The following is a 23,183-nucleotide window of genomic DNA, read 5'->3' as shown; positions in this document are numbered from 1 at the left end:
TGGATAAGCCTGTGGATATCTTTGTGGATAGTTTTTTCAAAAAAAGTTATACACAAGTGAAAGCCTTGCTATATATAGGTTTTCACTTTTTGGGTTATCCACATTTTTTTATTTATTTTTGTGGAAAGTTTTTTCTATACTAAAAAAGATGCCCCTATAACCGAGGCATCTTTTTTGCATCCAGCATATCTACACTATTCTTCTGCGGACTCTTTTGGCGCTGCTGGCACCAATACTTTTTTCATCTTCTTTTCAAATTCCAATCTCGGAATCATCACACTGTGATCGCATCCCGTACATTTAATTCGAATATCCATCCCCATACGAATAATCTTCCATGCATTTGTGCCGCATGGATGCTGTTTTTTCATCTGGACAATGTCCCCCAGATCAAATTTCTTTCTTTCCATGAATTCACCCACCTGGATTTATCACTTTATTATCTTTCCCCATCATAACAGTTTTAGGGTATGGGATTTCAATACCTCTACGAACAAATTCTTGTTTAATTCGTGCTCTCATCTTACGCATAATGCCAAAATGCGTATTAGGCTTACACTCTGCTGTCACACGAATAATGACCTCTGACGGTCCCAACGCTTGAACACCCAATACCTGCGGTTGATTGACAATATCCTCTTCTTCTTTCCCCATTTTCTCTACGATTTCCTTTAAAACCTCTTCTACATGTGTCAAATCTTCCTCATAAGCGACAGACACATCAACAAAAGCCACTGAATTCTGAACCGAGAAATTAGTTACTTGATTAATCGTACCATTCGGAAAGATATGCACTTCTCCCGTCCAGCTTTTAATTTTGGTGATACGCAAACCAATAACCATGACGGTCCCTGTCACTCCATTGATCGTTACCATATCTCCTACAGCAAATTGATCTTCAAAAATAATGAAAAATCCTGTAATGACGTCTTTTACTAAGCTCTGCGCTCCAAAACCTACAGCAAGACTCAATACACCCGCACTTACTAATACCGGCTGCAAATCTAGTCCTACCTGTCTTAGTACCACCAATAGAGTAACGAAATAGATTGTGTATCTAGCCACATTTTTAACCAGTATGCGCATCGTATCTACTCGACGTCTGTCAAATTGAATCATACTTTTCTCTCGATTAGTAAAAATGCGATCAACTGATTTTCCAATAATGGTTACTAAAATCCGGGCTAACACAATAATGAGAATAATCCCAATCAAAGCAAACCCTTTATCCACCCAAAAATCTGGATTTGATAGTACTCCATATACCTGATTCCACATCTTTTGAAATGCAGTTAAGTTAGCATTCAAGTCCTGTTGTATTTCCTCCAAGTCTCTTTAACCCCTTTCTTTTTACAAACCTATCTCTACGTAAGTTCCATTTTCATAATGAAAAAATCCACGTATGACTACGTGCTGTGAAGTGATAATAGCCAGTGCGCGTTCAAATGACTCGCGGGGAAATTCAATAGATAGTGCACATCCAGCCGTAATTTCCTTAGGCGTCGGTCGGGTATCGATTTCGATATCCTCATATTCTAATAACATTTCTGCCCGTAATGCTTGCTGTGTTGAATCAAAAGCGATCAAGACGGTATTTTCCATCTTTGTGCTCTCTCCTTTTCCTCCAGCCTCTATCACACTTACCCACCAGCTCATTCGTAAAGCATTATCTATTTTACCCGGAGATGACTCTCTCTTCTACTTTCTCTTGCAGTTTTTAATCAATTTCTAATCTCAATCCCCTCCTCAGGTATAAAACATCCTAAATCTCCATATACTAGGAATACTTTTATTTCGTGGAGGTATCTATGAAACGATTTGAAGAGAATCGGGATGTTTCTTATCCTCCCTTTAGGGTTGACCACACGCATGAGTCAGCTACGAGAAAATTGTCTGAGCATCTTTATGAACGTTTCCTTCAAAAGTCAGCAGATCAGGATCTAGTAGTTCTATGCATCGGAACAGATCGCTCTACCGGTGATGCCTTAGGTCCCTTAGTTGGCTCTCGACTACACACATATTTTCTTGACGATATTTTCGTATATGGGACGCTTGAACAACCTGTGCATGCTGTTAATCTTGCGGATCAGATCGCGCTGATAACAGAAAAGCATCCTAATGCTCTCATCGTAGCCATTGATGCTTGTTTAGGGCAATACCAGCATGTAGGATGTATTAACGTCGCTGATGGTCCAGTGAAACCAGGAGCCGGAGTAAAAAAAGAGTTGCCCGCTGTTGGACACTTCCATATCACCGGAATTGTCAATGTAGGTGGCTTTATGGAGTATTTCGTCCTACAAAACACTCGGCTACATGTTGTAGTCAGTATGGCTGATATTATTGCCTCAGCTATTCACAAAGCAACAGCTCAATTGTTTTCCCCGTTTGATTACACATATCAAGATATACCGTTTATACGAGACGGTAGTTGATAGTAAAAAAGGCGACCTCACACTAGTAAGGTTGCCTTTTTCATCTTCATCCTCTTTTATCCGACATAAAATGCCTCGGAAATCTCCCTGATTGCCGAAATCAGTCGCCTCACGTCATTTTCGTCGTTAAATACCCCAAAGCTGGCTCTCACAGCGCCTCTTTTTTCAGTTCCAACTGTCTCATGGCCCAGCGGCGTGCAATGATAACCAGCCCTCACAGCGATTTGGTATTGTTGGTCTAAAATGAAGGCAATCTCAGAAGCATCTGCTCCCTTTATATTAAACGCAACCAGCCCAACCCGTTCGATTGACAGGTCAGGTCCATATACCTCTACCCCGTCTATCTTCATTAATTCCTCGAGGGTCATTTTTGCTAACGCCCATTCCTGTTGATGAATTTTCTCAATTCCAGTTTCCAGGACGAATGATACACCAGCACCTAGCCCCGCAATACCAACCGTATTAGCTGTTCCGCTTTCATAGCGGTCTGGTCTGGTCGTTGGCTGCTCAATAGCCTCGGATTGACTTCCTGTCCCACCATGTAGTAATGGCTCCAGATTAATCTCATCTCTGACAAATAAGCATCCTGTTCCTTGTGGTCCGTATAGCCCCTTATGACCAGGAAAAGCTAACATATCAATCTTCATATCGGCAACATCTATAGGCAGAACACCTGCTGTCTGCGAAGCATCCACCAAGAAAGTAAGCCGATGATGATTACACAGTTGACCTAGCTCCTTAATGGGTAAGATCATACCTGTTAGATTAGAAGCGTGGCTAACCACAAGCAATTTAGTCTCTTTCCGAAATGCTTGGGCAAAATCCTCAGCATAAAATAACTGATCTTCACGCGGCCTGACATATGTAATTTCAATTCCAAGCTTCGCGCGCAAATATTCAAGTGGCCTGCGTACAGAATTGTGTTCAATCGATGAGGTTACTACATGATCCCCCGGCTGTAGAAAGCCTTTTATCGCCTGATTGAGCGCTTGAGTTGCATTTTGGTAAAAAAAGAGGTTATTCGGGTTCTCGATCCCGAACAACCTAGCAAGTTGTATACGCGTCCGAAACAACGCTTTACTGGCCTTCATCGCCAGTGCATGTCCTCCACGACCAGGATTAGCTGCGTAATCGTCTATTACTTCTATCATTGCTTCTTTTACCTGGGATGGCTTTGGCCAAGAAGATGCGGCATTATCCAAATAAGTCACTGACATAGGAAAAGCTCCTTTACTCTTCTATTTGCAAAATATCAAGAATGCGTTGCAGATCGTCGTCGGAGTAAAATTCTATTTCTATCTTTCCCTTTTTATTCGTTTTATTGATTTGAACACCCGTTCCAAAACGATTCTGTAGACGTTGCTCCCATTGAACGTATACCTTTTCTTTTGTAGCAGGCTTTTTCTTTTTGGTTTCACGTGAAACATGCAGTTGTTTCACCGTTTCCTCCAATTGGCGTACTGTCCACTCGTACTTAATCACTTCGCAAGCCAGTTTCCATTGTAAATCTGTATCTTCTACAGGAATCAACGCTCTCGCATGTCCCATGGATAAGGAAGACATAGCGACTAGTTCTTTTATTTTATCAGGCAACTGTAACAATCGCATGATATTGGTTACATGGGGACGACTTTTCCCTACTTTTTGCGCTAATTCCTCTTGGGTATAGGAACAATGCTCCATTAATTTAAAATATGCCTCGGCTTCTTCCATCGGATTTAAGTTTTCCCGCTGCAAATTTTCAATAAGAGCAAGCTCCATAATCTGTTGGTCTGTATAGCTTTTAATAACTACAGGGACTTTCTTTAAGTCTGCCAATTTAGCAGCACGCAGACGTCGTTCTCCCGCCACTAACTCATATCCTTTAATACTCTTTCGGACGATTAAAGGCTGAATGATGCCATGAATCTTGATAGATTCTCCTAGTTCTTGCAGAGCTTTTGGTTCAAATTCTTTACGAGGCTGGTATGGATTGGGACGGATCTCACTGATTTCGACGTCTGTAACTTGCTCACTCTCTTCAATCAAATTAGAGGTTATTAAGGCGCCTAACCCTTTTCCCAAGCGTTTACTCATATACCGACCACTTCCTTAGCCAATTCAGTATAAACTTCGGCCCCTCTCGAACGTGGATCATAGCTGATAATTGCTTGTCCATGCGATGGTGCTTCACTTAGTCGCACATTGCGTGGAATAATTGTTTGATACACTTTATCTTGGAAATATTTCTTTACCTCATCAATTACTTGAATGCCTAAATTCGTACGCGCATCTAGCATCGTTAACAATACTCCTTCAATAGCTAGATTAGCATTTAAATGCTTTTGAACTAATCGAACTGTATTTAAAAGCTGACTAAGCCCCTCGAGCGCATAATATTCACATTGAATGGGAATGATGACCGAGTCGGAGGCTGTCAGCGAATTGACTGTAAGAATCCCCAAAGACGGAGGGCAATCTATAATAACAAAATCATAGTTATCTTTCACGACCTCTAGTGCCTTTTTTAAGCGAATTTCTCGTGAAATGGTAGGTACTAGCTCTATTTCTGCACCTGCTAATTGTATCGTAGCAGGGATAATAGATAACCCCTCAATCTCAGTAGGCAGAGTTGTTTCGATTGGGCTGATATCATTAATTAGTACATCGTATACGCAATAACGTACATCGGCTTTATTAATACCAACACCACTTGTAGCATTCCCTTGCGGATCGATATCCACCAATAAAACCTTTTTGCCTATACTAGCCAAGCAAGCGCTTAGATTCACAGCAGTGGTTGTTTTACCAACGCCGCCTTTCTGATTGGCTACTGCAATTACTTTCCCCAAAATCTCCACCTCATTTGTACATGTTACTTGTGAGAGCAGCTTGTCGTATTCCTGACGCTGTTCGCGCAAAATTAGCTGTTTGTAAGAACGATTTTGTTGATAAAGTACACATTTTAGATGATGCCCGTATTCCATATATACATAATCATACAGAAAAAGAAAGGCGGCTCATGCCGCTTTATGACTGAGGTTTTTGATTTTTAGGGATACGAATCGTAAATTGATAATATTCATCGTAATCCTCTTCATCGGTTTCCACAGGCAACCCTGTTTGAATAACCATATCAATAGATTGACGCACAGTATTGATAGCAATGCGCGAATCACGTGAAAAGGCCTTAAATCTTCCTCGTTTTTCCTTCTCAGGCTTAGGATTTTCCATCATTTCTAATAATTGCTTCACTCTGATTTCCGTTTGCTTCACATTAAGCTCACGCAGAGAAATCTCTTCTAGCAGCTTAATTTGTAGCTCTGCATCCTTTAACGGTATCAAAGCTCGTGCGTGTCGCTCTGTAATCCGTCTTGCCATGAGAGCTTCCTGAATCTGTTGAGGCAAGTGTAAAAGCCGTAATTTATTAGCAATGGTGGATTGCCCTTTGCCCAATCGTTGCGCTAAGCTCTCCTGCGTTAGATTATGAAGATCAATAAGTTTTTGATAAGCATAGGCTTCTTCAATGGCCGTTAATCCTTCACGTTGTAAATTCTCGATTAAAGCAATAGAAGCTGTCTGTGTATCATTAAAATCTTTTACAATAGCGGGTATCCGTTCCATACCGATTTTCTTTGATGCACGCCATCTGCGCTCTCCCGCAATGATCTCAAACTGGTTATTACGAACACGAACCACAATCGGTTGAATAATACCATGTGTCTTAATGGTTTGGCACAATTCTTCAATTTTTTCATCATCAAACACAGTTCTAGGCTGATAAGGATTGGGGACAATCTCATCAACTGGAATTTGCTTAATCTCCTCGTTTTCCGCTTTATCCGAGAGACCAAACAAACGTGAAAATTGATTTTTTACTGTCATTCTGAAATCCCCCACTTCTTTACACACTGTTAGAAAAACTCTTGGTGGCCAATTCTTTATTGATGGCCAAAATTCAGCGATGATAGAGCCTTAGGTTTATCATTTCCCCAACATTTATCGCTTTACAAGCAAAGAGAGAAGAATATGAACATCTCTTCTCTGGCTTAAGGCTTTTGTTACTATACATTTCGCACAGGACGATGTCGGATAGAACCGGCACCTCTATGCTTCAAAGTATTCTTCATCATAAGCTTAAATCCTGCCAACGAAACAGATAATCTTTGTGTTTCACGTGAAACATGGCGATGTCTTATTTCTCTTCATTACGTCTTTTTCTCTTCCTACGCTTTACCTTTGATACAAATATTTTCTCTTCTTTTTCCACTTCATCTTTTTCTGTTCGTTCATTTCTAAAGTACTGAAACAGTCCAGGAAAAATTCAATGAAAATCCAAAGCCAGATAGGCAAAAAAAGCAGCAACAATAGCAGTTATATACATGCCAGCACTAAATAATCATCCAATAGCAAAAGCTACCCACATTCCGGCCGCTGTTGTTAATCCAGGTAGCTCAGGTGGAACTATTTCTTGCATAATAGCATCCATGCACTTCTTTCGCCCTCTCCTACAGACACAGGAATTTAGTTCGCATTGGGGAGTAACAAAATCTGGATGAAATATCTCTCTTTGTATAACGGCTAATTGGGCTAAAACTTTTCCTGTTTTCTTTTATTTTTTATATGGAAAATAGAGTCATTTATCCTTCCTATGCTCACATATAAAAAGAAGTTAGCCCCATTGGGACCAACTTCTCCGTGATATACATGCTTTAACTAGCTACTATAGCAATGGTTTTTTAGCCGGAATGCCTGGACGACGCGGATATGTTTTGGGAGTTGTCTCTATTTTGTTGATAAGAATGATATTTCTCTCCCCCGCTTCGTCAGGTAGCTCAAAACTCTCTACCTTACGGGTTTTACCACCAAGTAGCTTAATAGCCCGTTTCGCCTCATTTAGTTCAAGCGTAACGTCTGGCCCCTTCATGGAAGCGAACAAGCCGTTTTGCTTAACCAAAGGCAGACAAAACTCTGCTAATAAATTCAATCGCGCCACTGCTCTGGCTGATACGATATCGAACTGTTCACGGTACTTTTTATCCTGTCCAACCTCTTCTGCTCTTCCATGCACAGGGTACAAATCCGTCAGGCCTAGTTCTGTACCTACATGACTTAGGAAATTCATGCGTTTTTGCAAGGAATCAATGATGGTCATCTGTAAATGAGGGAAGCAAATCTTCAGCGGAATGCTTGGAAAACCAGCACCTCCTCCTACATCGGCCATTTTCTTCATATCCTGCAACGGAACATAAAACGCTAAAGAAATGGAGTCGTAAAAGTGCTTATTATATACCTCATCCTCTTCGGTAATGCCCGTTAAATTCATTTTTTCGTTCCATTCGACCAATAGACGATAATATTGATCAAACTGGTCCAATTGTTCGGAAGTAAGCACAATCCCTTTTTCTTGTAGGCGTGCAGAAAAATCCTGTTTGCTCATTCCAGTCTCCTCTATTCAGCGGCTTGGTTTAGCATGCGATGAAATTGCTCCATATAAATCATCAATACAGAGATATCAGCTGGCGTTACACCGGAAATACGTGATGCTTGACCAATGTTTAGTGGACGAATTTTTTGTAGCTTTTCACGCGCTTCCTTCGACATACCGGAAATAACGGTATAGTCGATACTTTTCGGAATGAGCTTTTCCTCCACCTTTTTCATTTTTTCTACTTGAGCTAACGATTTACGAATATATCCGTCGTATTTGACTTGAATTTCTACTTGCTCGCGAACATCTATATCTAACTCTTCTGGAGCAGGAGAAATGCGGTGGATATGCTCATACGTTACCTCTGGACGACGTAATAATTGAGCTAGATCAATCACCTCTGCCAGTTCAGGAGTACCTGCTTCTCGAAGTACCTCCTGAGCCAATTCGTTTTCTGGACGAATCCGAGTTGAATGCAAACGTTCCTTTTCCTTTGCTACTAGCTCGCGTTTTTGTTGAAATTTGTTGTAGCGTTCTTCACTGATTAAACCAATTTCGTAACCAATGTCAGTTAAACGCATATCTGCATTATCATGACGAAGCAAGAGACGGTATTCCGCACGAGAGGTTAACAGACGGTAAGGTTCATTCGTCCCCTTGGTAACTAGATCATCAATAAGAACACCCATATATGCTTCTTCTCGACCTAGAATCACTGGAGGTTTTCCCTGTACCTTGCGCGCTGCATTTATCCCTGCCATTAGACCTTGCCCTGCTGCCTCTTCATAGCCTGATGTACCATTAATCTGTCCTGCTGTAAACAGACCTTCTATCAATTTGGTTTCCAATGAAGGCCACAATTGTGTAGGCACAATGGAATCATACTCAATGGCATAACCAGGACGCATCATTTTAGCATTTTCCATACCGTCCATAGAACGAAGCATGCTTAACTGAACATCCTCAGGCAGACTGGTTGACAAACCTTGTACGTACATCTCTTCTGTATGACGACCCTCTGGCTCCAGGAAGATTTGATGACGCGGTTTGTCGTTGAAACGTACTACTTTATCTTCTATAGAAGGGCAATAACGTGGCCCGGTTCCTTCAATTGCACCAGAATACATCGGAGCACGATGCAGATTATCCTGGATCACTTCATGAGTTTCCAAATTCGTATATGTTAACCAGCATGGTAATTGATCAGGAATCGAAGCTGTTGTTTCATATGAAAATGCACGTGGCTCCTCATCACCTGGCTGAATTTCCATCTTGGAGAAATCAACGCTGCTTTTATGCACGCGAGGCGGTGTCCCGGTTTTAAAACGAACAAGCTCAAAGCCCAATTCTTTTAAATGCTCAGCCAAACGCACGGAAGGACGCATGTTATTTGGTCCACTTTCATACTGAAGATCACCAATAATAATCTTTCCACGTAAGTATGTTCCTGTGGTAACGACGACTGCCTTCGCTTTATATTGTGCCCCAGTGTTCGTAATAACCCCTTCACACACGCCGTTATTTACAATTAGCTCCTCAACCATCGCTTGACGCAAAATGAGATTTGGCGTATTTTCAATCGTTTTCTTCATTTCATGCTGGTATGCAAACTTATCCGCTTGCGCACGCAAGGCATGAACAGCCGGGCCTTTTCCTGTATTAAGCATCCGCATTTGGATATAGGTTTTATCTGTATTTTTACCCATCTCGCCGCCTAAAGCATCAATTTCACGAACAACGTGGCCTTTTGCAGGGCCACCTACTGATGGGTTACAAGGCATGAAGGCTACAGCGTCTAGATTGATCGTGATAAGCAGGGTTTGACATCCCATACGAGCAGCCGCCAACGCAGATTCACACCCTGCATGACCTGCTCCGATAACAATTACGTCAAACTCCCCGCCGTTGTATGTTGTGCTCATGTTTCTACCTCCTATTTACCGAGACAGAATTGGGAGAAAATCTGATCAATTAAGTCCTCGCCAACACTCTCTCCGATTACTTCTCCTAATAACTCCCATGCCTTTTTAATATCTATCTGCACCATATCTACCGGCATTTGTTGATGAACGCCGTCAATAGCATCTGCCATAGCCTGTTCGGCCTGACGCAGCAAATTAATATGGCGAGCGTTACTGACATATGTCATATCTTCCTGTTGGACACGACCTGTAAAGAATAGATGGGCGATAGCTTGCTCTAGCTGATCGATTCCCTTCTCTTCCTTGATGGACGTTAAAATCAAAGGCGCACTCGGAAAAGCCTCTTTTACCTTATCTATATCCAGCTTTTGCGGTAAATCAGTTTTATTGACGATAATGATTACCTGCAAGCCTTTAGCAGCCTCAAAAATAGCTAGATCATCATCGTTTAAAAACTCATTATAGTTTACCATAAGCAGCACTAAATCGACTTGTTGAAGAATTTGGCGAGACTTTTCTACACCGATTTTTTCAACAATGTCATCTGTCTCCCGAATTCCAGCTGTATCAATTAGACGAAGAGGAACCCCTCTTACATTTACATATTCCTCGATAACGTCGCGAGTCGTCCCAGCAATCTCTGTTACAATCGCTTTATCTTCCTGTACAAAGCTATTTAATAATGACGATTTTCCAACGTTAGGCCTTCCGATGATCGCAGTAGATAATCCCTCGCGCAGGATTTTACCTTGTTTAGCCGTTTGTAGTAAACGAGCTACTTGTTGTTTTACCTCCTCACACTTACCTAGGAGGAAATTCTGGGTAAACTCTTCTACATCATGCTCAGGATAATCAAGCGTTACCTCAATATGAGCCATTGCTTCTATTAACTCCTGACGCAAGCCCTTAATTAGCTTGGACAGCTTTCCCTCTACTTGTGATAAGGCTACCTTTAAAGCTTTATCCGTTTTAGCCCGAATCAGGTCAATAACGGCTTCCGCTTGTGATAAATCAATACGGCCGTTTAAGAAGGCCCTTTTCGTAAATTCCCCCGGTTCTGCCAATCTTGCTCCATGCTCCAGCACCAGATCGAGGACCTTCTCTACAGAAATCAAACCTCCATGGCAATTGATTTCCACTACATCCTCCCGTGTAAAAGTACGTGGTGCCTTCATAACAGAAACTAGTACTTCCTCTACTTGCTCATTAGCAACTGGATCTACCAGCGCACCATAATGTATCGTATGACTATCCACAGTGGATAACTTATTTTTGCCTCGATAGATTTTATCCACAATCGAAATTGCATCATCGCCACTCACACGAATGACTGCAATTCCACCTTCCCCCATGGGCGTGGCCACACCTGCAATCGTATCCATATTCACTATATTTCACCTCAAAACTATGAAGTAGGCATTCTTTTCCTAACGCCTTAGCATATCACATTTTTCCCACAATGAATAGAGCGCCTGCCATTGAGACTTATCCACAGTATTGGCAAAATCAAATCAAGTAAAACGCACAAAAAAAAGAAGCCTAGCGTGAGGCTTCTTTTTCCTTTGTTTTCGGTGCAACCACAATGTAGCGATGCGGTTCTTCACCTTCACTAAATGTAATGACATCCGTACGTGTTTGCAAAAAGGCGTGAATCACTTTTCGTTCTGCCGCTGTCATTGGTTCCAAACGTACGTTTCGTTTGGTATGAATCGCTTTTTGAGCAAGACGATAAGCTAATTTCTCTAGTGCCTCTCTGCGCTTTGCTCGATAATTTTCTGCATCTAAAATAATGCGAACGTGCTTTTCTGCATGTTTATTGGCTACAACGTTAACCAAATATTGCAAGGAATCCAATGTCTGACCACGTCGACCAATTACCATGCCCAGATCTTCACCAATCATGTGGAAAACGGTACCTTCTGATTGTTTTTGGGAATCGATTTTCACATTGAGGTTCATTTGCTTTAACACATCAGCTAAAAATCCGCGTCCCTCTTCAATCGGATCATACTGCACTTCCACTTCTACTTTTGCATCTCTCGTACCTATCAAACCAAGAAATCCTTTACTTGGCTCTTCTAGTACGCGAACATTTACTCTGTCTTTTGATACTCCAAGTTCTCGCAGTGCCTTTTCAACAGCTTCATCAATCGTTTTGGCTGAAGCTAGCGCTTTTTTCACTTGGAAGCTCCCCCCTTGGGACTTTTCTGAGTAGTACGGTTATCTTTGTATAAGAAATACGTTTGGATAATCATATAGATGTTACCGTATACCCAATACAAAGCAAGGGCAGAAGGTAACGTCATAGAAATTACCAAAATCATGATAGGCATCATGTACAACATCATTTGCATTTGAGGGTTGTTTTGCATGGCAGAACCCATCATTTTTTGTTGCAGGAATGTTGTCAGAGCAGCTAAAACAGGCAAGATAAAGAACGGATCCTTTTCACCTAGCTGCATCCATAAAAACGATTGCTCCCGGATTTCGCTCGTGCGAATAATCGCATTATAAAAAGCAATAAGAATAGGCATTTGAACCAATAATGGTAAACATCCTGCCAGTGGGTTAATGTTATTTTTTTGGAATAATAACATGGTTTCTTGCTGTACTCTTTGTGGATCATTTTTGTACTTATCTCGGATTTTTTGAAGTTCCGGTTGAATGACCTGCATTGCCTTGGAAGATTTAATTTGCTTCACGTTAAGTGGCAATGTCAACGTACGAATTAAAATCGTCGCAACCAAAATTCCAAGCCCGAAGCTACCGCCAAGTAAAAGTGCGGATTCCTTGATCAGCCAAGATAGCGGATAAACGAAGAATTTATCCCAGATTCCAGTTGATTCAGGACCAATTGGCGGAGGATGTGCAATATCAGTCCCACATCCTGCCAGAATTACCATAAGCAATCCAAGCAGAAGGACATAGCGAATACGACTACTCAAAGACATGTTCCTCCTTTAGTTAAGGAAAGTTATATTATTTATGTTTCTCTGGTACTGGATCAATTCCTCCTGGATGAAAGGGATGACATTTAGCAATTCGCACAATAGCTAACCACCCACCCTTCCATACACCAAAACGGCGTATGGCTTCAATCGCATAAAAGGAACACGTAGGCGCAAATCGACAGGTTGGAGGCTTTAATGGTGAAATAAATTTCTGATAAAAGCGGATAAACCCAATCAAAAATTTCTTCATTATCATCTAACCTCTTTTTTCGTTATGTATCTCAACCGCCTTTATTGCTTTTACTCTTTTTAAAGCATGCATTAAAGAGCCTTGTATGGAAGCAAGCGGCATCTCTTCTACCCCTGGTCTCACAATTACAATGATATCCAAATGAGGCTTGATTCGATCCTCAATCGCAGCAATCGCTTCTTTTAAAAGTCGCTTAACTTTATTGCGCGTGACAGCGTTGCCAATTTTTTTACTAGCAGAGATCCCGATTCGAAAAGTGGCTTGTCCCTGATTTTCTAATGTATAAATAACAAATTGTTTGTTAGCAGCCGATTTTCCCTTTTGAAAAACCTTCTGAAACTCTTCATTTTTTCGCAATCGATGCGAGCGATGCATTGGTGGACACCCCTACCATCAACATTATAGTGGAAAAAAAGGGCGCATTCCACTGCTTCTAGTATTACCAAGAAACAAAGGAAGAAGCCAGACAGGGCTGGCTCCTCACATATATTCTCTCACCTTTTTCTATAGAAGTACTCTTAAGTAGTATCTATAGAAAAAGGCCACTTTAAAATGTGGCCTAAGCGGAAAGCACCTTTCTACCTTTACGACGACGGGCAGCTAAAACCTTACGGCCATTTTTTGTGCTCATACGTTTGCGGAACCCGTGATCTTTCTTACGTTTACGGTTGTTAGGATTAAATGTAGGTCTCATATTGAAGTTACACCTCCGTCCTCCAAGCATTCTTTGGAATTATATAAAGAAATAATCAAAAAGTCAAGTTACTCGTTATCTAATCCCTTTTGCCAAATTAATCCCTCTACTTTTACATTCTCTTCTTCCTACATCTATCTTTTTTCTATTCATCGTCTATTTTCTACTATAAATAACTATCCACAAAAGATTATTTCCCGCCCCTGTGTATATCTTTTTTATCCACAGAAAAGTTTTCTACAAATTTATCTACAGGTTGCACACAAAATATAGGGGTGTTGATAGAATAAGGCTACTATTTGTTGTGTTTGTGGATAACTATTAAAAAACCATTGATATCATGGCTTTTATTTGATATCATGTTTTTGTTTTGATCCGTTGATAAGTGAAATCAGATTTTTACTTTTCCACAGCATGTGGATAAGGTTGTGGACAGATATTCCGCATTGTGAATAAGATACTCACAGCTATGCGGATAATTGTCTTATTTTTTTCTCAGAAGGTACGGGAGTCCGTGATGACATATGATTTAGCATGTTTAATTATCCACAATGCCTGTGTAGCGCTGAAAGGAGGGATTTACTAGGTGGACGCAACTATTATTGAATTATGGCGAAAAGTTTTAGCTAAAATCGAGAAAACATTAAGCAAGCCTAGCTTCGACACCTGGTTGAAGGCGACAAAGGCAACTGCATTAGAGGAAGACTCTTTGATTGTGGTCGCTCCAAATGAATTTGCTCGTGATTGGCTCGAATCTCGCTATTCACCACTTATCATAGAAACGCTTTATGAAACGACAGGCATCCATATGAAGGTGAAGTTTGTCGTTCCCCAAAATCCCGACTTCGGTCTTACTGATGAGTTACCTATGGCGAAAGCAAAATTAGTATCTCAACCTCTAGCTGGCGACGATCAACCGCCTAGTATCTTAAATCCGAAGTATACATTCGACACATTTGTAATTGGTTCGGGGAACCGTTTTGCCCATGCAGCTTCACTAGCCGTAGCTGAAGCACCTGCGAAAGCATACAATCCACTGTTTATTTATGGTGGTGTAGGTCTTGGTAAAACACACTTAATGCATGCGATTGGCCATTATGTCGTTCAGCATAATCCATCTGCGAAAGTGGTCTATTTATCATCTGAAAAATTTACGAATGAGTTTATTAACTCCATTCGCGATAATAAAGCGGTTGAATTCCGCAATAAATATCGTAGTGTAGATGTTTTGCTTATAGATGATATTCAATTCTTGGCTGGAAAAGAATCAACGCAGGAAGAATTTTTCCATACTTTTAACGCCCTGCATGAAGAAAGCAAACAAATCATCATTTCATCCGATCGACCGCCAAAGGAAATTCCTACTTTGGAGGATCGATTGCGTTCCCGTTTTGAATGGGGCTTGATTACAGATATTTCACCACCTGATCTGGAAACTCGAATTGCCATTCTGCGTAAGAAGGCCAAAGCCGAGAATCTGGATATTCCGAATGAGGTTATGATTTATATTGCCAACCAGATTGATAGCAACATTCGTGAGTTAGAAGGTGCTTTGATTCGCGTTGTTGCTTATTCTTCTCTGATTAATCGCGATATTGATACACAATTGGCAGCAGAGGCGCTCAAGGATATCATTCCTTCCTCTAAGCCAAAAATCATTACAATTATTGATATTCAACGTGCAGTTGGTGAAGCTTACACGTTAAAATTAGAGGATTTTAAAGCAAAAAAACGCACAAAATCGGTTGCTTTTCCAAGACAAATAGCCATGTATCTATCTCGTGAGCTTACTGATGCCTCACTCCCTAAAATCGGGGACGAATTTGGCGGACGAGATCATACAACGGTTATCCATGCCCATGAAAAAATCTCGAAATCATTAGCAGTTGATCCTCAATTGCAGGCCACCATCCAAAACCTTATTGAAAAATTGAAGGCTGGCCATTAAACTATTATTCCTGTGTACATTTGTGAATAACCTAAAAAGCCTATACACAACTTATCCACATGTGTATAGGCTTTACTTTTCAGCGTTTTTGGCGGATATCCACAAATCCACAGTTCCTATTACTACTATTATTTTTTTAATATAAAAGATTACTTACTATATATGCATACAGCATACGGAACTATGCATAATTCTTTTATAGAACAAATCCTTGTATACGGGGGTAAGGTATAATGAAAATTACAGTCCAACGTGACAAACTATCAACTGCTGTTTCACATGTGGCTAAAGCTGTTTCAACTAGAACAACGATTCCAATTTTGACAGGTATTAAGCTAACAGCAAATGAAGAAGGCTTAACATTAACTGGTAGTGATTCAGATATTTCTATTGAGGTGCATGTTCCATTAGAAGAGGGAGAAAATTGGGGAGTTACTGTACACGAACCAGGTAGCATCGTGCTGCCATCACGTATTTTTAGTGAAATTGTACGTAAATTGCCAGCTAATGAAATTGATATTAGCGTAGATGATCGTTTACTTACGTTGATTCGTTCAGGTCAAGCCGAGTTTACAATCAACGGTCTAAATGCTAATGAGTATCCTCAATTACCTCAATTAGAAGAGGATAAGGTTTTCAGCATTCCAAGCGATTTATTAAAAACAATGATTCGCCAAACATCCTTTGCAGTTGCCACTTCTGAAATGCGTCCCATCTTAACAGGGATTATGTGGACATTAGAAGAGGGAATACTAAAATTTGTAGCGACAGATAGCCATCGTTTTGCTTCTCGCAATGCAAAAGTAGAGTGTTCTGAATCCCTGCGATTCTATAATATTGTTGTACCGGGTAAAAGTTGTAATGAATTGGTAAAGATTATAGATGATGATCAGAATTTGGTTGATATCGTTGTAGCCGACAATCAAATTTTAGTAAAATCAAATCATATCTTATTCTATTCCAGACTGTTGGAGGGAACTTATCCAGATACAAATCGTATTATTCCACAGGGCTGTAAAACTGAGATTGTTTTATCAACCAAAGAATTTTTACAATCCATTGAGCGTGCTTCCTTATTAAGCCGTGAAGGAAAAACCAATGTGGTAAAATTGGTAACATTGCCAGATGGAAATGTAGAAATTTCATCGAATGCACCAGAGATCGGAAAAGTAACGGAAACCATTCAGCCAAAACAATGCACTGGGGAGGAGTTAAAAATCTCCTTCAACGCAAAGTTTATGATTGATGCCCTTCGTTCCATTGACAGCTCTGAGATTGTAACTAGCTTTACTGGGGCAATGAGCCCATTTATTATTCAGCCTACTGATCATGATTGGAGTCTACATCTAATCTTGCCAGTTCGTACGTATTAAGAGGTAGCCACCCCTAAAGGAGTTTTCCCACATGGCAGATAAAGTTTACATTTCTACAGAATATATTACGCTTGGACAGTTTTTAAAACTAAGTTCAGTAATTGATACGGGTGGAATGGCTAAGCCTTTTTTAGCTGAGGTTCCCATTATGGTAAATGGAGAAAAAGAAAACCGCCGTGGTCGTAAGCTATATCCAGATGATCTAGTGGTTATTGAAGGGTACGGCTCTTATCAAGTGGCTGTACGCTGAGAGGAGTAAGCCCTTTGTTCTTACGTAATCTGTTTTTGACTAACTATCGAAATTACAGAGAGCTTTCACTGGATTTTACAGGACCGATTAATTTATTCATTGGGAATAATGCGCAGGGCAAGACTAATGCATTAGAATCTATCTATGTACTTGCTCTGGCCAAATCCCACCGAACCTCCAAGGATAAAGAACTGATTAAGTGGAATGCAGATTATGCGGCGATCCGTAGTGAAGTCAATCGACGCTACGGATCTGTTCGTTTAGAGATGCAGTTGACCAATAAAGGTAAAAAGGCTAAAATTAATAGTTTAGAGCAGAAAAAATTGAGTAATTATATCGGTTCTTTAAATGTTGTGTTATTTGCGCCAGAGGATTTAGCAATCGTAAAGGGCGCTCCAGCCCAACGCAGACGCTTTCTAGACATGGAAATTGGTCAGGTTTCTCCAACATATATCTACCACTTGAGCAATTACAATAAAGTGTTAGCTCAGAGAAATCAGCTATTGAAAGACCTTGCCATGAAAAAGAGTAGTCAGATTGACCTTATGGCAATTTGGAATACACAATTAGCTGATTTAACTGTAAAATTACTAAGGAAGCGTTTTGAGTTTATCACTAAATTAGAGCAATGGGCTCAAGAAATCCACGCTGGAATTACAGATGGTAAAGAGAAGCTGAGTTTGCATTATGTGAATAGTTCTCCTGTTACCAAAGAGATGAAAGAGGAAGAAGCTCTTCAAGCGCTACTGGCTGCTTATGAAGAGATATTTGAACGGGAAAAGATGAGAGGTAGCACACTAATCGGACCTCATCGTGATGATTTCTCTCTTTTGGTAAACGAGATGGATGTACAATCATTTGGCTCACAAGGTCAGCAGCGAACAACGGCTTTATCTTTGAAATTAGCCGAAATTGAGTTGATTAAGCAAGAAGTTGGGGAATATCCGATTCTTTTGCTTGATGACGTCTTGTCAGAACTGGATGAGCATAGACAAACATTATTACTTGAAACGATACAAGATAAAATTCAAACGTTTGTAACGACAACAGGTGTGGAAGGATTAAAGCATCAGGTCTTACAGCAAGCAACTCGCTTCAATGTGCAAGAGGGGTCCATTTCCAAAGAAGGGTAAGGTGAAGTGTATGTTTCTGCACGTGGGAGGAGATACGGTTGTTAGTATGAAGGAGGTTATCTCTATCATCGATCATCAAACGGTCAAGCACTCGAAGATATCCCTCACATTTATGGGAGATCAGAAGAAAGAAAAACGCCTGATTGATCAGCAGTCGGAAGAGATTAAATCCTACGTAATTACGGATCGTGCTATTTACTGTTCGCCCATTTCTTCGCTTACCTTGAAAAAACGTGCGCAGTTTATACAGCACAGTGAGCTGTTTCCCTCTGTACAAACTGATAGTAAGGAGTTGACTGAGTAGTGGATGTAACAACTAAAGATCAAAACTATGATGCTAGTCAGATACAGGTACTGGAGGGTTTAGAAGCGGTACGCAAACGCCCAGGTATGTACATTGGCTCTACTAGCAGTCGAGGTCTACATCACTTGGTATGGGAGATCGTAGACAACTCTATCGACGAATCACTGGCAGGTTATTGTACGGAAATTAACGTATTGATTCATAAAGATAATACGATCACCGTTGTTGATAATGGGCGTGGTATTCCTACAGGGATTCATGAAAAAACGGGGAAATCCACAGTAGAAACAGTTCTAACCGTTCTACATGCCGGAGGTAAATTCGGGGGTGGCGGATATAAGGTTTCTGGGGGATTGCACGGAGTAGGTAGCTCTGTTGTTAATGCTCTTTCAGAATGGATGACTGTTACTGTTAAACAAAACGGAAACATTTATTCCATGCGCTTTAATGTTGGTGCGCCGGAGGAAGAACTGAAAATCATTGGTGAAACAGATACAACTGGTACCACCATTACCTTTAAACCAGATCCAACTATCTTTACGGAAACAACCGTATACGAGTATGAATTGCTACAAAAGCGGATACGTGAATTAGCTTTCCTAAATAAAGGCTTGCGGATTACGTTAGAGGATCAACGCGAGGGTCAAGAACGCCGTGATGATTTTTATTATGAGGGCGGAATTAAATCCTACGTGGAGTTTCTGAATAAAAACCGTGAAAGCCTGCATGATGAAGTGATCTACTGTGAAGGCGAAAAAGATGGATTGCAGGTAGAGGTAGCCATTCAATACAATGATAGCTATGTAAGCAATATCTATTCTTTCGCCAATAATATTAATACGCATGAGGGTGGTACACACGAGGCTGGTTTTAAAGCAGGCTTAACTCGCGTAATTAACGATTACAGCCGTAAATTTAATTTCCTGAAAGAAAAAGATCAAAACTTGTCTGGTGATGATGTACGTGAGGGAATTACAGCGATTATTTCCGTTAAGATTCCTGAACCGCAGTTTGAAGGACAAACCAAAACCAAGCTAGGGAACTCTGAAGCTCGCAGCATCACAGAATCGGTCTTTGTTGAGCGATTCCAGGAATTTATGGAACAGAACCCTGCTGTAGCCAAAAAGGTTGTAGAGAAGTCCCTGATGGCTGCCAGAGCGCGTGAAGCGGCTCGTAAGGCACGTGAGCTTACTCGCCGTAAAAATGCCTTGGAAGTAAGTGCCCTGCCCGGTAAGCTAGCGGATTGTTCCTCCAAAGATGCATCCGAGAGCGAATTGTTTATTGTAGAGGGGGACTCTGCGGGTGGTTCTGCCAAAATGGGACGCGATCGTCATTTCCAGGCGATCTTACCGTTGCGTGGTAAAGTATTGAACGTAGAGAAATCCCGACTAGATAAAATTTTAGGTAACAACGAGATTCGGACGATCATCACTGCACTTGGAACCGGTATTGGTGAGGATTTTGATATCAGCAAAGCGCGTTATCATAAAATCGTCATCATGACAGATGCCGACGTCGATGGTGCTCACATCCGTACGCTATTGTTAACCTTCTTCTATCGCTATATGCGTCAACTAATTGAAGCTGGATTTGTGTATATTGCACAGCCGCCACTCTTTAGTATTAAGCAAGGAAAAACAATTCAGTATGCCTTTAATGATCGTCAACGCGACCAAATCTTAAGCCAGCTAAAAGAGACTCCTAAGCCTAACGTTCAGCGTTACAAAGGGCTAGGGGAAATGAATGCAGAGCAATTGTGGGAAACAACAATGGACCCTTCAGTTCGTACTTTGCTACAGGTAGACCTAGAAGATGCTATTGATGCAGATATGGTCTTCCAAACTCTAATGGGTGATGAAGTAGAGCCGCGTCGTGACTTTATTGAAAGCTACTCTCGTAACGTACGCAATTTGGATATTTAAGGTGGGCTCCGTCTATCTCGGAGTGAAGCACCAGAATTCAATTCATTCAATAAGAAGACAAAAAGCTTGTCCTTTACGGGGCAAGCTTTTTTTTGCAGGAAAAAGGAATTTGATCCATCTCTATTTGCTTTTGTACTTATTGGTTAAGCTTCCCCTTTTCCCGATTATTTACCCCTAAAGCTAGCGCTATCATTATTTGATAAATTTTATAGCACTTCCTCCATCAGCTTCCTTAACTTAGCTTCCGTCGTAGACTGTGGCACAGGGGTGTAAATACTACAGCGTAAGTCCCCGCTGCCATGAACCTGCAAGGAGGTAAGATGGAATAACATCTTTCCCGCTTTAGCATGTCTAAATTCAATGTAAACCTCCGGCGCAGAGCTGACCTCGCTCTGTTCCCACAACCGCTGAAAATCAGGATGGACGGTTTTCATTTTCTCTACGAATTGACTATACCATTCATCCTCGACATATTGCCCATAAGAGGCCCGGAAGATAGATAAAAAGCCACTAGCAAAATGCTCCCAATTAACAGCTAACCGTTGCAATTCCTTTCTGGTAAATATCAGGCCTAATAAGTTACGCTCCTCGTAGGGAATCTGGTTAAAATCCAAAAATACATGGGAAGCTGCTGCATTCCAGCCCAAAATATGACTTCTGCTGTTCGAGACGATCGTGGGGCAAAAATGCAGCTCTTGTAAAATTTTTTGCAAAGAAGGCGGAATTTCCGTGATTTCCCCCGTATTTTTTGAGATAACGGGTCCAGCTCCAAGTGCTAACGAATGTAGGTATTTCTGCTCATCCACTGTTAGCTGTAAGGCAGTAGCGATAGCATCGACTACTGATTTGGAGACGGTGATGTCACGTCCTTGCTCCAGCCAGGTGTACCAGGTGGTGCTAACGCCAGCTAGCTGGGCTACTTCTTCTCTGCGTAACCCTGGCGTTCTTCTGCGGACACCTGCTACGAGGCCAACCGACTCGGGAGAAATCTTTGCTCTTTGATTTTTTAAAAAGGTAGAAAGTGCTTGAAGTCGGGCATTTTTATTCATTCTATGATCCCTCCTTACTGTCTGCTTATACTGGTACTAATTATACTAGGATAAATAACAACTTGTAATAGGATAGAGGCTTTGCCAAGATAGAAATAAGAAGAAATTGAAACATTTCCAAATATGTAAGTAAAGGAGAGTGCCTATGGAAAGAGTAGTAATTACTGGTATGGGTGTTGTATCACCAATGGGAAATCATGTAGAGAGCTTTTGGAGTAATTTAGTACAAGGTACATCCGGAATTTCATATATAGATACATTTGATACTAGCAAGTATAAAACCAAGTTTGCTGGGGTAGTTAAGGACTTTGATGCAGATTCCATTTTTGGACGTAAAGAGGCACGGCGCATGGATCGCTTCAGTCAGTTTGCTTTGGTAGCTGCTGAGCAGGCCCTAATAGATTCTGGCCTTGTACTTGATGAAATTGATTTAGAGCGTTTAGGCGTATATGTTGGCTCTGGCATTGGCGGCATTCAAACCATGATGGGACAAGAGCAAATACGAAAGGAGAGAGGTCCAGATCGTGTGAGTCCATTATTAGTTCCCATGATGATTGCCAATATGGCGTCCTCTATGATTAGCATTAAATATGGAGCGATGGGGCCAAGTATGTCTCCCGTAACAGCTTGTTCAATAGGAAATACAGCTATTGGCGAAGCGATGCGCCTGATCAAATCTGGTGGCGCTGATGTAGTTTTTGCGGGAGGGACAGAAGCGGCTATTACAGAATTAGCTGTCGCTAGTTTTGGAAATGCAACGGCACTATCTACCCGAAATGATCAGCCAGAATTGGCAAGCAGGCCATTTGATGCTGATCGTGATGGGTTTGTTATGGCTGAAGGGGCAGGTATCCTGATTCTTGAATCCTTAGCGCATGCGAAAAAAAGAAATGCTTGTATCTATGCTGAGGTGCTGGGCTATGGAGCAAGCTCGGACGCGTATCATATTGTAGCTACTCATCCAGAAGGAAAAGGTGCTTATCAGGCTATGAAGCTAGCTTTACAAGAGGCTGGAGTACAACCGGAGCAGGTCGATGTGATTAGCGCACACGCTACCAGTACCGAGGTTGGGGATCGATCAGAAACAGCGGCAATCAAACGGCTTTTTGGAGAAAAAGCATATGAAATTCCTGTGACAGCAAATAAATCCATGACCGGACACATGCTAGGGGCAGCCAGTGCTGTTGAGGCTATCGCATTGGTAAAGACTCTGCAAGAAGGAATTATCCCACCTACCATTAACCAGGATAACCAAGACCCTATTTGTGACTTAGACTATGTTCCTAATGAAGCTCGCAAGGCAGAAATGAGAATAGGAATGTCCAATTCCTTTGGATTTGGTGGACATAATGCAGTCATTGTCCTTCGAGCTTGGGATTCTAACCAGTCCTAGCCTATTATCTTGGCTTGAAAGGATAAGTAGTATCTTATTATTGAAATGATGCTAATTGGTGTTAAACCAAGACGCAACTATCGGAAGAAAACCCTCTCATGCTATAATTTATGTAAAGAAAAACGAAAATAAAATCAGGATAAGACTTATTT

The 23,183-nt window shown here is 41.1% G+C and carries 24 protein-coding genes; 8 read left to right on the top strand and 16 right to left on the bottom strand.

Annotation, left to right across the window (positions count from 1 at the left end):
• Positions 1-194 precede the first annotated feature (194 nt).
• Genes AYJ08_RS09245 through AYJ08_RS09235 form a run of 3 tightly spaced genes read right to left on the bottom strand, consistent with a single transcriptional unit; the run spans position 195 to position 1,602 of the window.
• Positions 195-410 carry a DUF951 domain-containing protein gene (locus AYJ08_RS09245; RefSeq protein ID WP_064017471.1) on the bottom strand — a complete coding sequence of 72 codons (216 nt, stop codon included), beginning with the start codon at positions 408-410 and terminating at the stop codon, positions 195-197.
• A 4-nt stretch (positions 411-414) separates the two neighbouring features.
• Positions 415-1,329 (bottom strand): mechanosensitive ion channel family protein, encoded by a 915-nt coding sequence (locus tag AYJ08_RS09240; protein ID WP_064017470.1) that lies wholly within the window; start codon positions 1,327-1,329, stop codon positions 415-417.
• 21 nt (positions 1,330-1,350) lie between these two features.
• A complete protein-coding gene (locus AYJ08_RS09235; RefSeq protein WP_022586014.1) occupies positions 1,351-1,602 on the bottom strand; it encodes a putative Se/S carrier protein in 252 nt (83 codons plus the stop codon).
• 206 nt (positions 1,603-1,808) lie between these two features.
• On the opposite strand from AYJ08_RS09235, the gene yyaC reads away from it, so the two are divergent.
• A complete protein-coding gene (gene yyaC / locus AYJ08_RS09230; protein WP_064017469.1) occupies positions 1,809-2,432 on the top strand; it encodes a spore protease YyaC in 624 nt (207 codons plus the stop codon).
• A 56-nt stretch (positions 2,433-2,488) separates the two neighbouring features.
• On the opposite strand, the gene AYJ08_RS09225 is transcribed toward yyaC, so the two are convergent.
• The 12 genes from AYJ08_RS09225 to rpmH all read right to left on the bottom strand — a co-directional run bounded on the left by AYJ08_RS09225 (position 2,489) and on the right by rpmH (position 13,659).
• Positions 2,489-3,649, bottom strand: a complete 1,161-nt coding sequence (locus AYJ08_RS09225; protein WP_064017468.1) for an aminotransferase class V-fold PLP-dependent enzyme — start codon at positions 3,647-3,649, stop codon at positions 2,489-2,491.
• Between the two features lie 13 nt (positions 3,650-3,662).
• Positions 3,663-4,508, bottom strand: a complete 846-nt coding sequence (locus AYJ08_RS09220; RefSeq protein WP_064017467.1) for a ParB/RepB/Spo0J family partition protein — start codon at positions 4,506-4,508, stop codon at positions 3,663-3,665.
• Positions 4,505-5,263 (bottom strand): ParA family protein, encoded by a 759-nt coding sequence (locus tag AYJ08_RS09215; RefSeq protein WP_003344627.1) that lies wholly within the window; start codon positions 5,261-5,263, stop codon positions 4,505-4,507. The genes AYJ08_RS09220 and AYJ08_RS09215 overlap by 4 nt, the downstream gene beginning before the upstream one ends.
• Before the next feature lie 178 nt (positions 5,264-5,441).
• Positions 5,442-6,296, bottom strand: a complete 855-nt coding sequence (gene noc / locus AYJ08_RS09210) for a nucleoid occlusion protein (RefSeq protein WP_031412615.1) — start codon at positions 6,294-6,296, stop codon at positions 5,442-5,444.
• An 838-nt stretch (positions 6,297-7,134) separates the two neighbouring features.
• Positions 7,135-7,851, bottom strand: coding sequence for a 16S rRNA (guanine(527)-N(7))-methyltransferase RsmG (rsmG, locus tag AYJ08_RS09205; RefSeq protein ID WP_031412613.1), 717 nt, complete (start codon positions 7,849-7,851; stop codon positions 7,135-7,137).
• Between the two features lie 11 nt (positions 7,852-7,862).
• A complete protein-coding gene (gene mnmG, locus AYJ08_RS09200) occupies positions 7,863-9,764 on the bottom strand; it encodes a tRNA uridine-5-carboxymethylaminomethyl(34) synthesis enzyme MnmG (RefSeq protein WP_064017466.1) in 1,902 nt (633 codons plus the stop codon).
• An 11-nt stretch (positions 9,765-9,775) separates the two neighbouring features.
• Entirely contained in the window at positions 9,776-11,152 is a 1,377-nt protein-coding gene (mnmE, locus tag AYJ08_RS09195; RefSeq protein ID WP_157452842.1) for a tRNA uridine-5-carboxymethylaminomethyl(34) synthesis GTPase MnmE, read from the bottom strand.
• Positions 11,153-11,303: 151 nt separating this feature from the next.
• Positions 11,304-11,945 carry an RNA-binding cell elongation regulator Jag/EloR gene (gene jag / locus AYJ08_RS09190; RefSeq protein WP_064017464.1) on the bottom strand — a complete coding sequence of 214 codons (642 nt, stop codon included), beginning with the start codon at positions 11,943-11,945 and terminating at the stop codon, positions 11,304-11,306.
• Entirely contained in the window at positions 11,942-12,709 is a 768-nt protein-coding gene (gene yidC, locus AYJ08_RS09185; protein ID WP_081873098.1) for a membrane protein insertase YidC, read from the bottom strand. Before yidC ends, jag begins: the two co-directional genes overlap by 4 nt.
• 34 nt (positions 12,710-12,743) lie before the next feature.
• Positions 12,744-12,965 (bottom strand): membrane protein insertion efficiency factor YidD, encoded by a 222-nt coding sequence (gene yidD / locus AYJ08_RS09180; RefSeq protein ID WP_004432969.1) that lies wholly within the window; start codon positions 12,963-12,965, stop codon positions 12,744-12,746.
• Positions 12,966-12,971: 6 nt separating this feature from the next.
• The gene (rnpA, locus tag AYJ08_RS09175; protein WP_064017463.1) at positions 12,972-13,340 is read right to left on the bottom strand and encodes a ribonuclease P protein component; all 369 of its coding nucleotides are present in this window, start codon (positions 13,338-13,340) and stop codon (positions 12,972-12,974) included.
• A 184-nt stretch (positions 13,341-13,524) separates the two neighbouring features.
• Positions 13,525-13,659, bottom strand: a complete 135-nt coding sequence (gene rpmH / locus AYJ08_RS09170; protein WP_003333985.1) for a 50S ribosomal protein L34 — start codon at positions 13,657-13,659, stop codon at positions 13,525-13,527.
• A 586-nt stretch (positions 13,660-14,245) separates the two neighbouring features.
• Here rpmH and dnaA point away from each other — a divergent pair.
• The 6 genes from dnaA to gyrB all read left to right on the top strand — a co-directional run bounded on the left by dnaA (position 14,246) and on the right by gyrB (position 20,589).
• Positions 14,246-15,607 carry a chromosomal replication initiator protein DnaA gene (gene dnaA, locus AYJ08_RS09165; protein WP_003333984.1) on the top strand — a complete coding sequence of 454 codons (1,362 nt, stop codon included), beginning with the start codon at positions 14,246-14,248 and terminating at the stop codon, positions 15,605-15,607.
• 233 nt (positions 15,608-15,840) lie between these two features.
• Positions 15,841-16,980, top strand: a complete 1,140-nt coding sequence (dnaN, locus tag AYJ08_RS09160) for a DNA polymerase III subunit beta (RefSeq protein ID WP_064017462.1) — start codon at positions 15,841-15,843, stop codon at positions 16,978-16,980.
• Between the two features lie 31 nt (positions 16,981-17,011).
• Positions 17,012-17,230 (top strand): S4 domain-containing protein YaaA, encoded by a 219-nt coding sequence (gene yaaA, locus AYJ08_RS09155; protein ID WP_003333982.1) that lies wholly within the window; start codon positions 17,012-17,014, stop codon positions 17,228-17,230.
• 14 nt (positions 17,231-17,244) lie between these two features.
• Positions 17,245-18,363, top strand: a complete 1,119-nt coding sequence (gene recF, locus AYJ08_RS09150; protein ID WP_064017461.1) for a DNA replication/repair protein RecF — start codon at positions 17,245-17,247, stop codon at positions 18,361-18,363.
• Positions 18,364-18,373: 10 nt separating this feature from the next.
• Positions 18,374-18,667, top strand: a complete 294-nt coding sequence (remB, locus tag AYJ08_RS09145; protein ID WP_031412603.1) for an extracellular matrix regulator RemB — start codon at positions 18,374-18,376, stop codon at positions 18,665-18,667.
• On the top strand, positions 18,667-20,589 hold the full coding sequence (gyrB, locus tag AYJ08_RS09140) for a DNA topoisomerase (ATP-hydrolyzing) subunit B (RefSeq protein ID WP_064017460.1): 1,923 nt from the start codon (positions 18,667-18,669) through the stop codon (positions 20,587-20,589). The genes remB and gyrB overlap by 1 nt, the downstream gene beginning before the upstream one ends.
• Positions 20,590-20,795: 206 nt before the next feature.
• Here gyrB and AYJ08_RS09135 read toward each other — a convergent pair whose 3' ends face one another.
• On the bottom strand, positions 20,796-21,638 hold the full coding sequence (locus tag AYJ08_RS09135; protein ID WP_064017459.1) for a helix-turn-helix transcriptional regulator: 843 nt from the start codon (positions 21,636-21,638) through the stop codon (positions 20,796-20,798).
• A gap of 145 nt (positions 21,639-21,783) precedes the next feature.
• Here AYJ08_RS09135 and fabF point away from each other — a divergent pair, with 145 nt between their 5' ends.
• Positions 21,784-23,031, top strand: a complete 1,248-nt coding sequence (fabF, locus tag AYJ08_RS09130; RefSeq protein WP_064017458.1) for a beta-ketoacyl-ACP synthase II — start codon at positions 21,784-21,786, stop codon at positions 23,029-23,031.
• The last annotated feature ends 152 nt before the right edge of the window (positions 23,032-23,183 follow it).

It is taken from the genome of Brevibacillus sp. SKDU10 (genome assembly GCF_001645205.1).
Taxonomy (GTDB): Bacteria; Bacillota; Bacilli; order Brevibacillales; family Brevibacillaceae; genus Brevibacillus_B; species Brevibacillus_B halotolerans.
The sequence above is the reverse complement of the archived record's forward strand: the minus strand, read 5'-3'. Positions and strand labels throughout refer to the sequence as shown.